The following is a 12,468-nucleotide window of genomic DNA, read 5'->3' as shown; positions in this document are numbered from 1 at the left end:
ATGGTATGACACGGAGACGCAAAGATGGGGTGATTATGTATTGATCCAAATTCTCAAATCATCCGGGAATTATGGAACGCGAAAAGTTTTTTGTCATCGAAAGGTGATTGATGGCATTTAGAAAGTCAAAAAGTATCACAAACGACAAAACTTTTCTTAATCACCCCACCCAAGAAAACTTTTCGAGTTAGAAAACACTGATAGGATTGATTTAAAGACTTGTGGAATCTGCTCTTCCTAAACAGACTGGACTTGCATAAATCACTATCAACAAATTTTGACTCACATCATGAACCGCTTTACCTCTATTTTGCTCGCCGGCTTGATAGCATCTGCATCAGCTTTGGGTATTTCTCCAAAAGCCGATGCTAATACATCAGCGTCTTATCTTGCTGAGTTAGATAACTACAGCTATCAACGCAACGATGATGGTAACTACGAACGTCACAGTCGTCATCATAGAAATGATGATTATGACCGCGAGAACGGTCTTCGCAACATTCGTGACAATAACCATCGCTATGACCGCGATAACAATCACCGTTATGACCGCCGTGACAATAATCGCCGTTATGACCGCCGCGATAACAATCACCGTTATGACCGCCGCGACAATAATCGCCGTTATGACCGCCGCGATAACAATCGCCGTTATGACCGTGAGAACGACCTTCGCAACATTCGTGACAATAATCGTCGCCATGAACGCGATCGCTACTGGGGTCGTGGTTAATCCCTCCGCCTATTGATTAAGCTTAGTTCCAGGTGAACTGAGCATTGATTCTACTTGGCGGTAGGAGAGACACAATCTCTTTTTCGACTCATTCCAAAACCTGACTTTTCACTCTTATCTAGAAAACTTCGCTTCCATTCCTTAGTAAGGAAACTTACTCAGGGGTTAGGTTTAGCATTAGCTTTTCTACATGAAGTGAAAAGTCAGATTTTAATTAAATCAAGAATTTACCCTCAACCCAGACTCATTAATTGAGTTTAAAGACTCATTAATGGAGTTCAAAGGCTCATTAATGGAGTTCAAAGACTCATTAATGGAGTTCAAAGACTCATTAATGGAGATAAAAGGCTCATTAATGGAGCTAAAAGACTCATTAATGGTGTTCAAAGACTCATTAATGGAGCTAAAAGACTCATTAATGGTGTTCAAAGACTCATTAATGGAGCTAAAAGACTCATTAATGGTGTTCAAAGGCTCATTTTAATTAAATCAAAAATTTCCCGTCAGCCTAAAAGCTTCTTTCTTAATTACGAATTAATATCACGCCCTTGGTCGCAACAATTGTACGAACGTATCACTCACAGTATGGTCTTTCGTATCAGCAGCGTATTGAATTAATTTTTCCTTCAGTTCTTATAGTATTGAGCTTTCCTGAGTGATGGTGCGACGCCGAATAGCCCATCGTAGACATCGCCTACTCAAACCACTGCACGAGATAATAACAATACCTCGTTCAATTGTTAGCGATCGCAAATATCTTTTGATAACCTTTGCAAACTACTGTCCGAAAAACATCCTGCTACCTTTGCCAGTTGGGTATTAGGAACACCGCAAACTTCCGTCACAGTCCTCAAAACTGAATTGAGCATTGAACCGATTCGCGCTGATTATGTCACATTCTTACAATTAGAAGGACGCATTCTCCATCTGGAATTTCAGACCAAACTAGAATCTACGCCACCCCTACCCCTGCGGATGCTAGATTATTGGGTACGCTTGTATCGTTTATATCGTCTACCAATAACGCAAGTTGTCGTATTACTGCTTCCCCCTGCACCAGGAACAGTAATTGAAACTGTCTTCTGTGTCGAAACTACCCGTCATGAATATCGCGTGATTTGCTTATGGGAAGAAAATCCTGAACTATTCCTCAATGAGCCAGCTTTGTTACCATTAGCACCACTGGCCGCAACCACGCAACCTCAAGCATTGTTGCAACAAGTTGTGGTCAAAGTTAATCAACTTGAGCCAAGACAACAACCAGAAATTTCTGCTTACACCCAAATCTTAGCGGGGTTAAAATACAATCAAGACTTGATTCGACAATTATTTCGGGAGGGTATGATGCGCGAGTCAGTGATTTATCAAGAAATTCTCGCTGAAGGCGAACAACGCGGCGAACAACGAGGACGGGAAGAAGGACGAAAAGCAGAAGGGCAATTGCTCATTCTCCGTCAGCTTACTCGACGGGTGGGAGAATTACCCCAAGAGGTGCTTAACCGGATTGAAATTCTCTCCTTAGAACAATTAGAAAATCTCGGTGAAGCATTGTTGGATTTTCAGGCCATCGCGGATTTAGAAGCCTGGTTTGCCGCATTAAAGCTCAATTAACTTGAAGCCCCAAGGTTTCAAAGCTGCCATCGCTATTTCTTCATTTACACCCTCATAAGCCTCCCACTCCAACGGGTGTTCTTTAGGGTGTCCATCGCCGACATTACCTGCAACTTTAATGATTGGACAATTGGCAATGCGATCGCGCTCTAGCCCTTTTGGTACTGCTAGCTGGATTTTATGCCCGATAAATTTCGCTGTACTATCATCAGCTACAGATTCACGGATTAAACAGATATCACCAGCAGTTCCCCAAGTCGTTTGGTAGATGTGCAGGAACGAGATATAGGTTTGTGGCTTGATGGTTCTTTTGAGAACGTGCATTATTTGTAATCCTTACACTATATATAGTTGGTGCGTTAACCTGCGGCATAACACAGCCTACAACTACAATAATCTCTTTTTATCAAACAATAATCGCCCATATGGTAACACCCAAGACGATTGCTAATAAATATTGCTACACGAGATAATAGCAATGTCTCGTTCAATTGTCGTCGATTGTCAATGTCCTTTGATAACCTCTGCAAACTACTCTCCGAAAAATATCCCGTTAACTTTGCTAGTTGGGTTTTGGGTACACCACAAACAAACGTCAAAGTTCTTAAAACCGAATTGAGCATTGAACCAATTCGCGCTGATTATGTCACATTTTTACAGCTAGAAGGCCGGATTCTCCACCTAGAATTTCAAACCAAACTAGAATCTACACCCCCATTACCCTTGCGGATGCTAGATTATTGGGTACGCTTGTACCGTTTATATCGTCTACCAATAACGCAAGTTGTCGTATTATTGCTTCCTCCTACACCAGAAACGGTAATTGAAACTGCTTTTACAGTGGAAAATACTCGTCATGAATATCGCGTGATTACTATGTGGTCAGAAAATCCCGAACCATTTCTTAATGACGAGGCTTTATTACCATTAGCACCACTGGCAGCAACCACGCAACCTCAAGCCTTGTTGCAACAAGTTTTAGAAAAAGTTAATCAACTTGAGCCAAGACAACGAGTAGAAACTTCCGCTTACACCGAGATCTTAGCGGGGTTAAAATACAATAAAGACTTAATTCGACAATTATTTCGGGAGGGTATGATGCGCGAATCAGTAATTTATCAGGAAATTCTCGCCGAAGGGGAACAACGAGGGGAACAACGAGGAGAACAACGAGGACGACAAGAAGGAAGAAAAACAGAAGGGCAATTGCTCATTCTCCGTCAACTGACTCGACGGGTGGGAGAATTACCCCAAGAGGTGCGATCGCGTATTGAAACTCTCTCTTTAGAACAATTAGAAAATCTCGGTGAAGCATTGCTAGATTTTCAGGCGATCGCGGATTTAGAAGCCTGGTTTACAATACAATAATTGCCCACATACTAACACCCAAGGCGATCGCTGCTAAATTTTGCCCCAGGAGCGATGTCAGTGGTTGTCTGGCAATTTTCTGCGTTAATAAAATGCTCAACAACACTGAGAAAATTAAAGTTGTACCTTGCAAAAACGCCATGACGGCAGGATGAGCAACCAATATCGGCAATTGTTCGCCATTCAAACCAAGGGTAGCAAAGGTCACAGGTAAAATTCGCCCGCCTTCACCCAAGCCCAAACGCAGATAATGAGCTAAATTTCCCCCCAAAACTAATGGTAAATAGCCATAGGCAAGCTCTACAAATGATTTTGACTTGATCCAATTTTGGATTTTAGATTTTGGACTTCGACTACGCTCAGTCGAACGATTTTGGATTTTGGATTTTGCTGCTTCGATATAGTTAGCTAACCAGTAAGACAGTTGTATGACTTTGTAGGTAGCAAAGGTAAAAGCTGCTGGGATAATCAACACTACCAGCGATAATCCCAAATGTTGCCAAAAGTTAGTTAAATCGACTTGTAAACCTAACCATGATTGCAATTCTGGCAAGCGATGCAAATATATTCCACCTAAGAGCAAAAATAATAATGCTACTTCATAGGTGCGGGGTACATGGGTTGTCCATAATTCGATCCCAGGGGGACGTAAGTTGAATTCGACGGAACGATGAGGACAAGCTTTCAGGCAAGTCATGCATAAAACACAATCTCTGTTATCTTCTAATTGGGCGGGGTGAGAATACAAAGGACATCCATTAGTTTCCATCCCTTCGCCTTTTTGGGGACCTCCTTTATAACACTGATAGGTGGTACAACTGGCAGAACAAATGCCTTGCTGGGCGCGAAGTTCTGTCATTGAGAGTTTGGCAAATAAACCATTCATACCGCCGATAGGACACAGATATCGACACCAAAACCGCCGCTCAAAAATAGCTGAGAAAATCATTGCTCCAGCGGTAATTAATAACAGCAAACAAGCACTAAGATAAGCTGTATTTTCTAAATGCCAGAGTTCTTCCCATAAGAAAATTAGGGTGAACAAACCAAACATAAACCATCCGCCCCATTTCTCAGCTTCCTGTCTCGGCCAGCGCTTGAGTTTGCGAGGCCACAACCACAAAGATAATTTTTGGGTAATTTCTCCGTAAATCATGAAGGGACAAACAGAACACCAGACACGTCCCAAAAAGGGAAAGAGAAATAGAAAGAAAGGCCACCACCAAGCCCAAAATAGATTTAATACGAAATTGCGATCGCGGGTTTGGGGTCCAATAAATAATATTGCAACAATAATCGCAAAAACAGTTGCAGTAAAACCATAATTAATGCGATCTGGCCACCAATCACTCCGTAAAAACCTGCGTAAATCAGGATAAACATTTAACAGATTGACTCGAAATCGCTTTTTCTTGGTTTCGGCTGGCCAGAAGATTTCTTCTGTAAGTTCACTGGTATTTTCCGCTTGGACGATCGCTCTTTCTACCAGATTTTTTAATTCTTTCAGATTGCCAGGAAAATCATAAGACTGTAAGCGGCGTAAAGCTTCTGGAGTAATGTGCGGTTTGGGAATACCTCTAGATCGAATGTAAAGACTGGTGTAATATTCTACTTGGGCTTGAATATCAGCTTTCCGCAAGCGTAGCGGTGGTACTTTAATAATATGACCAACAGAGCGATCGATTGTTGGCAAAGTTTTTTCCGAAACAATGAGAATTCTGGCTTTGCTCGGACGAGGTTCAGCTTCTACTTCTTCGGAACGAGTCACAGGGGTATATGTGCCAGTTTTAAGCAGCCGCGTCACAGCAGGTAATAATTCAGGAGGTAAATCTTGGATATTGTTGAGGACTAGAGTGCCTTCTCCTAGCCATTCCAAGAGTCCCGCTTTACCACCAAAACGACCAAATAAATCTGCACCGCTGGTTTGCAGAATACCACAATTCACTTTAATAATTGGTTCTCGCCGTTTTGGAGAACCAAAGTGAATTAAGGCGGCGATGTTGTCTTTTTCTAAGCCTGGTTCGCCAAAAATATCCACAGATTTGCGATCGCTCGCAGCTTCTCTAATTTGCTCTCGCAGACGCACAGCATAGCGACTTGTACCGACAATTCCCCGTTGCGCTTTGGTGACTAAATATGGCCGCAAAGCCACAGAACGTTCTTGTTCGTAGCCAAGTGCAGATGTAGCTTGAGCTAATTCTTGAACTAATTGGCGGGAAAAAGCCTGAGCAATTTCGGGGTATTGGGTGACTAATTCCCGAAATTTTTCAGCGGGTATAACCCATAAGTTACATTCTGTGAGGGTAACAATTGTGAAGATGGCTAACTCATTCAATAGCAACTCCTGGAGATGAATAACTGCTCCGGGAAGGAATCCACGAACTAAAGCTGAGTTCTGATGATTAGTATTGTCGCATTCAAGTTGACCCTCTTTGAGAATATAAAGTGCTTCTGGGGAAGTCCCTTCGTCAACGAGGTTGACTTGTGGTGGTAAAACTTGTTCTTCAATGACTTGAGCGATCGCATTTAAAACCTCAGGTGAGAGAATTCCTAAACTTGTCCGCTCTTGTAGCCATATAACCGTTTCTGGAGATGTCATATTTGGTTCTCCGTGCAGGTTGCCGTATCAAAGAATTATCCCTTGAAACCTGGGTCAACAATTCAAAATTCAGCAATGCTTTGTGTAGCTATAGGAAATAGTGCAGGATATTTTGTTAAATAAGAAGGTCTGAGTTGCACATCTGATAAATTAATTTTGACAATCGATTCGGGAAAAATTATGGCACTATATCTAGACTCAGCGATCGCATCTGAAGCGGAAATGGTAAAACATTGGGGTTGGGTGAAGGGAATCACAACGAATCCGACGCTTTTAGCTCAAAGTGACACCCCACCAGAAACCACGCTGAAAAAATTGGTTGCCTTGACAAATGGCCCCTTATACTATCAACTTATGGCATCTGATAAAGCGGCAATGTTAGCTGAAGGTAGGAAAGCTTTCGAGATTATTGGTTCACAAACAATTTTGAAGATTCCCGCAACACCGTTAGGATTTGAAGTAGTAGCGAGTTTGTCGTCAGAAATTACCTGTTCGGTGACAGCGATTTATAGTGCAGCTCAAGCAGCGGTAGCACGGGAAGCAGGAGCAAAAATTGCCATAGCTTATGTCAATCGCGCTACCCGATTGTTAGGTGATGGTATTGGCTTAGTGCAAGATATGGCTAGAGTACTCGAAGGTAGCGATACGGAAATATTGGCAGCTAGTATTAAATCTCCCGAAGAAGCAGCCGCTTCACTAAAAGCCGGGGCGCATCATTTGACTTTACCACTGGCAATGTTACAGGCGATCGCTACTCACGAATTATCACAAAAAACTGTAGAAGATTTCGCCCAAAGCGGTATCGGCTTAGAATAATTCGTAATTCGTAATTCTTAATTAAATATGAGTTTATCAGATGTTCCTAATCTTTGGGTTCCTTTAGTACTTTTAGGTTTGATTGTTGTAGCTGCTGTATTTTTCAGCCGCATTAGTTGATATTTATAGCGATTTTCATTTGAATGAGATGCAGGGTAGGGGCACAACATGTTGTGCCCCTACGAATTGCCTGTAGTCCACACAATTGCAAACTGCTATAAAGCATCACAGAACTTAAGTAAGATAAAGTAAGAGAGCCTTGTGCTGCCTGACAGCACTCTGGTAGTAATCAACAATTTCATTGTAGTAATCTGTCATCCAATCCAACATTTCTTCTTGAGACCAATCAATCCAGGGTATTGGTTCTGATTTTTGTGATTCTCGGATGAAACGATTCTGGAATCCCTCTTGTGAAAGTTCTAATAAGCCATCAAGAATTTCTCTAACTTCATCACCTGGGGATAGATACCTGATAGGCCCATAACTCGTTTCATTTTTATCACCGATTTCTTTGCCAGCCCCAAAAGCATTAACCAAAGGCATACCATCCCACTCCGAATTTTCTATCACTGAAAATGGTAGAAAATCTTTTTTATATCCTTTATCTACTATCAACTCTGGGATTTTACCTTGAGATGTAGCATAATAACCTGGAACATAACCAGCTAATAGAAATGTCAGTTCCAACCAACATTTGTGTAAATCTAATTCGGGATTTTCCCATTCAGCAAGAAACTGTTGTTCTAGTGCTTGCCAATCATGATTATTTTTCCATTGTTGGCGATTTCCAGGAATAAACCTACTTAAACCCTGCCTTTTAGACAATTTAGCAAACCGCTCTCTCACTTCTTTAGATTCTGGCAACCATTGAGCATCACGAAATGCAGAAATAAGAAGTGGATCTTCTCTAAATAATTCAAGTGTCGATGCGGAAATCTGCTTAATCTCACCTGTAATTCCCATAAAACTTTTGTTGCAGCGCTTAACAGTTATTATCCTCCGAGTATAGCTACAGTTTATTCAAAGCATTAAAGTTGAGGTGCAGGTATCAGTTCTATGTTCGCTGTTGTCACACCAGATACAATTCATTTGCCCCCAGGTGCGGTAATACGCCTACTCGCAAGTTGGCAAGACTATCAAGCACTCAATGAACAACTAGGCGAGCTACATCGTTAAAACTAACAGTCGCTATTTCCCCAACATTAATGTATTAGAGATAATTACAGACTATTTGCAAATTGCTTACCAACGTAATACCAGCGCGGCCATTCGCCAATTGCGGCAGAAATTGGCGAGTGAGAATTAAATGTTTTTGTGTTACATAAACAAGAGATGGATGAAACCTCAAACTCCTCATCCTGTCTGCGCCTCTACGTGAAATAAATCATCGCGCCAGACAATCTTTATCAATGGCGGCTACTTGGTACGATAAAGTACAAAGTGTCACTTTCAAATAAACAAAAAAGGAATGCGTATATGGGCAAGGGGAGGTTAGAAGCGTTCAGTGATGGTGTGATTGCTATTATCATCACAATTATGGTGCTAGAAATCAAAGTGCCGCATGGAAGTGATTTAGCCGCGCTGCGTCCACTGATACCAGTATTTTTAAGCTATGTGCTGAGTTTTATTTATCTCGGCATTTATTGGAACAACCATCATCACATGTTACAAGCGATTCGCCATGTTAATGGGCGTATCCTTTGGGCGAATCTGCATCTACTATTTTGGTTATCGCTAATCCCGTTCGTTACTGGGTGGATGGGCGAGAATCACTTTGACACCATACCAGTTGTCCTTTATGGTGTGGTTTTGTTGCTTTGTGCGATCGCCTATTTCATTCTTACCCGCACTCTCATTTCTCATCATGGCAGTGATTCGGCTTTAGCGATCGCAGTTGGTAGAGACTTCAAAGGAAAAGTATCGGTGGTTGTTTATGCTATAGGAATTCCACTTGCCTTTCTAAATCCCTGGATTGCCTGTGTATTATACGTTCTAGTTGCAATTATGTGGCTTATCCCTGACCGTCGCATTGAGAACACTTTGATTTCCTAGCATTGGTCTGTTATGCGATCGCATTGACCTGCAATACGATTGCATCGACCTGTAATTCACAGACCAGTGCAATATCTAAATACAAAAATATCAGATGTACATTAACTAATTATTTGTCAATTTAACAAAATATTGTCACAATATTCAAAATACCTAAACCCTTGATATGGCAAGGTTTATATCATGGTGTACATTAACAAATTGAATGTCGCTATTTCACAAATTAATGTCGCTCAACTATTAGCTAAAACTCTTGATGAACAAGGATAAGCGCATCTAATTTTGTATTTAAAACTACAGATTATTTTGCACAATTGTAGTTTTGCAGAGTTTCTTTGAGTATTGAAGATATTAACTAGTAGGCTAAGGGAGCAAGGCATCTATAATTAATCAAAAAATCGAAGCTATTTCTCAACAAATCGAGTGTACTGAAAAATTCAAAAAGGGCTTACTACAAAAAATGTTTGTATAAAATAACATAATACCATGTCAATAAGCTCCATTTTTTTGAGAGGGTCTTTTACTTCAAGCCCTTTACCTGTAAGACTTTGACAATTATTGTCGCCCCCTGAACCGGGCGAGATACAATTGTAGACTAAGCCCTGACCCTCATTTTTGTTAGATATTCTTAGTCTCGGCATTTTTTTGTGACTTTTTTGCTGATTCTCAATCAATCGTAGCGTAGGCGTAGCCCAACCCAGGCATCGCACTTCGCCTTCCCTGTTAAGCAAATTCCTATATAGCAAGCTTTTTGGGCTTTTCTATCCGTCGAACTCACGTTACTTTAGAGTGAAATAATCAAGCTTTTCCAGAATTACATCACCCCTGTCGCAGATAAAATTTATATATGAACCCTACACAAGAAAAATTAAAAGTTCAGTTGGAGAAGGCTTTAGTGGCGGCTTTTGGCGCTGACTTCGCTGGAATAGATCCAATTTTGGTTGCTGCTAGCAATCCGAAATTTGGCGATTATCAGGCGAATGTGGCTTTATCCCTGAGTAAAAAGTTAGGAAAACAACCAAGATTAATCGCATCTGCGATCGCTGAGAAACTAGATGTATCCGAAATCTGCGAACCACCGGAAATCGCTGGACCAGGATTTATCAATCTAAAGCTGAAAACAACATACATAGAAGCACAACTCAACGAGATTCAAGCAGATCCTCGGTTGGGAGTTCCCCCTGCAAAAATTCCCAAGCGGGAAATTGTTGATTTTTCCAGTCCGAATATTGCTAAAGAAATGCACGTGGGGCACTTGCGCTCGACAATTATCGGTGATGCGATCGCCCGAATTTTAGAATTTCAAGGACACGATGTCCTGCGGTTAAATCATGTAGGTGATTGGGGTACGCAATTTGGGATGTTAATCGCCTACCTGCGGGAAGTCTACCCAGACGCGCTGACTACCGCTAATGCTTTAGATATTGGCGATTTAGTCTCTTTTTACCGCAAAGCCAAACTCCGGTTTGATGCAGATGAAACTTTTCAAGAAACAGCACGCCAAGAAGTTGTCAAGTTACAAGCAGGTGCAGAAGATACAATCCATGCTTGGAAACTACTATGTGAACAATCACGCAGGGAGTTTCAAATAATTTATGAGTTGCTGGATATCAAGTTAACTGAACGGGGCGAATCTTTCTATAACCCCCTATTATCTGGCGTTGTGGAAGATTTAGAAAAATCTGGATTACTTGTAGAAAATCAGGGTGCAAAATGCGTTTTTCTCGACGGGTTTACAAATAGAGAAGGTGAACCTTTGCCCTTGATTGTACAAAAATCAGATGGCGGTTATAACTACGCCACTACAGATTTAGCATCCCTCCGCTACCGGATTCAGCAGGATGAAGCAAAGCGGATAATTTATGTAACAGATTCTGGACAAGCAAACCACTTTGCCCAGTTTATTCAGGTAGCACGCAAAGCGGGATGGATTCCCGATGATGTGGAATTAGTGCATGTACCCTTTGGGTTGGTGTTAGGAGAAGATGGTAAGAAATTCAAGACTCGTTCTGGCGATACTGTGCGGTTGCGAGATTTATTAGATGAAGCGATCGCTCGTTCTCATGCAGACCTAATAGCCAGATTACAAGAAGAAGAACGCGAGGAAACTGAAGAATTTATTAATGATGTTGCTAAAGTAGTTGGAATCAGTGCAGTTAAGTATGCAGATTTAAGCCAAAACCGCACCAGTAACTACATTTTTAGTTACGACAAAATGCTCGATCTCAAAGGCAATACTGCACCCTATATGCTATATGCTTATGCGCGGATTCAAGGAATTAGCCGCAAGGGTGAAATTAACTTTGATAAGTTGGGAAATAATGCCCTCGTCTTAGAGCATGAAACTGAATTAGGACTGGCAAAATATTTACTTCAACTCGATGAAGTTATTAGTACTGTAGAGCAAGATTTATTGCCCCATCGTTTATGTGAATATTTGTATGAATTGAGTAAAAAGTTTAATCAGTTTTACGATCGCAATCAAGGAGTTCGGGTGCTAGATGCTGAGGAACCACAGCGAACATCCCGCTTGGTTTTATGTGATTTGACTGCTAGAACGCTGAAATTGGGATTGTCTTTGTTGGGTATTCAGGTATTGGAGAGGATGTAATATATTTTTTGTACGCAAATGTACGCAGAGTAAGAGTTAAACTCAAGCTGATTTTTCTTTGTGTACTTTGCGGTTGTTCATTAGAATTTCTGGACTGGGAGGCGATGGCAAATGGTACGGACAAGATCAAAAAACATAACGTTGGCAGAGTTTCTGATGCTACCAGAAACGAAGCCCGCTAGTGAATATATCGATGGTCAAATTATTCAAAAACCAATGGCACAGGGAGAACACAGTACAATTCAAGGGGAAATGGTTATTTTTATTAATGCTGTCTTGAAACCCCAAAGAGTTGCACGAGCATATCCAGAACTGCGTTGTACATTTGGTGGCAGATCAATTGTTCCAGACGTAGCAGTATTTACATTGCCAAGAATTCCCCGCGATGAAAATGGTGAAGTTGCCAACGTTTTTCAAGCCGCTCCTGATTGGACTATCGAGATTCTATCACCCGACCAAAGACAAACAAAAGTTACAAAAAATATTTTGCATTGCCTGAATTATGAAACACAAATGGGCTGGCTGATCGATCCAGAAGAACAAACGGTGTTCGTGTACATCCGCAATCAACAGCCAGTGATGTTGGATGAACTACAAGCTTTTCTTCCTGTACCAGATTTTGCAAGTGAGTTGAACCTAACTGTGGGAGATTTATTTGGTTGGCTTTTGGAGTAATCC

The 12,468-nt window shown here is 41.3% G+C and carries 11 protein-coding genes; 7 read left to right on the top strand and 4 right to left on the bottom strand.

Going from position 1 to position 12,468, the window contains the following annotated elements; translation table 11 throughout:
• Positions 1-289: 289 nt before the first annotated feature.
• Complete coding sequence (locus ACFG4S_RS18280) at positions 290-733, top strand: hypothetical protein (RefSeq protein WP_392530455.1); 444 nt, start codon at positions 290-292, stop codon at positions 731-733.
• Between the two features lie 740 nt (positions 734-1,473).
• Here ACFG4S_RS18280 and ACFG4S_RS18275 read toward each other — a convergent pair.
• A complete protein-coding gene (locus tag ACFG4S_RS18275) occupies positions 1,474-1,602 on the bottom strand; it encodes a hypothetical protein (protein WP_392530454.1) in 129 nt (42 codons plus the stop codon).
• Here ACFG4S_RS18275 and ACFG4S_RS18270 point away from each other — a divergent pair.
• On the top strand, positions 1,595-2,344 hold the full coding sequence (locus ACFG4S_RS18270; protein ID WP_392530453.1) for an Rpn family recombination-promoting nuclease/putative transposase: 750 nt from the start codon (positions 1,595-1,597) through the stop codon (positions 2,342-2,344). The two genes, ACFG4S_RS18275 and ACFG4S_RS18270, sit on opposite strands and share 8 nt — an antisense overlap.
• Here ACFG4S_RS18270 and ACFG4S_RS18265 read toward each other — a convergent pair.
• Positions 2,330-2,668, bottom strand: coding sequence for a hypothetical protein (locus ACFG4S_RS18265; RefSeq protein ID WP_392530452.1), 339 nt, complete (start codon positions 2,666-2,668; stop codon positions 2,330-2,332). The two genes, ACFG4S_RS18270 and ACFG4S_RS18265, sit on opposite strands and share 15 nt — an antisense overlap.
• Before the next feature lie 183 nt (positions 2,669-2,851).
• Here ACFG4S_RS18265 and ACFG4S_RS18260 point away from each other — a divergent pair, with 183 nt between their 5' ends.
• Positions 2,852-3,712 carry an Rpn family recombination-promoting nuclease/putative transposase gene (locus ACFG4S_RS18260; RefSeq protein ID WP_392530451.1) on the top strand — a complete coding sequence of 287 codons (861 nt, stop codon included), beginning with the start codon at positions 2,852-2,854 and terminating at the stop codon, positions 3,710-3,712.
• Here ACFG4S_RS18260 and ACFG4S_RS18255 read toward each other — a convergent pair.
• Positions 3,699-6,311: a sigma 54-interacting transcriptional regulator gene (locus ACFG4S_RS18255; RefSeq protein WP_392530450.1), complete on the bottom strand. Its 2,613-nt coding sequence runs from the start codon at positions 6,309-6,311 to the stop codon at positions 3,699-3,701. The two genes, ACFG4S_RS18260 and ACFG4S_RS18255, sit on opposite strands and share 14 nt — an antisense overlap.
• Positions 6,312-6,491: 180 nt before the next feature.
• On the opposite strand from ACFG4S_RS18255, the gene ACFG4S_RS18250 reads away from it, so the two are divergent.
• Positions 6,492-7,127: a transaldolase family protein gene (locus ACFG4S_RS18250; RefSeq protein WP_392530449.1), complete on the top strand. Its 636-nt coding sequence runs from the start codon at positions 6,492-6,494 to the stop codon at positions 7,125-7,127.
• A 234-nt stretch (positions 7,128-7,361) separates the two neighbouring features.
• On the opposite strand, the gene ACFG4S_RS18245 is transcribed toward ACFG4S_RS18250, so the two are convergent.
• Complete coding sequence (locus tag ACFG4S_RS18245) at positions 7,362-8,090, bottom strand: DUF1877 family protein (RefSeq protein WP_392530448.1); 729 nt, start codon at positions 8,088-8,090, stop codon at positions 7,362-7,364.
• Positions 8,091-8,603: 513 nt separating this feature from the next.
• Here ACFG4S_RS18245 and ACFG4S_RS18240 point away from each other — a divergent pair.
• The 3 genes from ACFG4S_RS18240 (at position 8,604) to ACFG4S_RS18230 (ending at position 12,465) form a co-directional block, all read left to right on the top strand.
• Positions 8,604-9,179: a TMEM175 family protein gene (locus ACFG4S_RS18240; RefSeq protein WP_392530447.1), complete on the top strand. Its 576-nt coding sequence runs from the start codon at positions 8,604-8,606 to the stop codon at positions 9,177-9,179.
• Between the two features lie 847 nt (positions 9,180-10,026).
• On the top strand, positions 10,027-11,790 hold the full coding sequence (gene argS / locus ACFG4S_RS18235; protein ID WP_392530446.1) for an arginine--tRNA ligase: 1,764 nt from the start codon (positions 10,027-10,029) through the stop codon (positions 11,788-11,790).
• 111 nt (positions 11,791-11,901) lie between these two features.
• Positions 11,902-12,465: a Uma2 family endonuclease gene (locus tag ACFG4S_RS18230; RefSeq protein WP_392530445.1), complete on the top strand. Its 564-nt coding sequence runs from the start codon at positions 11,902-11,904 to the stop codon at positions 12,463-12,465.
• Positions 12,466-12,468 lie beyond the last annotated feature (3 nt).

This window comes from Nostoc sp. C117 (genome assembly GCF_043099735.1).
In the GTDB taxonomy this organism is placed as follows: Bacteria; Cyanobacteriota; Cyanobacteriia; order Cyanobacteriales; family Nostocaceae; genus Nostoc.
This window is presented reverse-complemented; position numbering and strand designations above follow the sequence as displayed.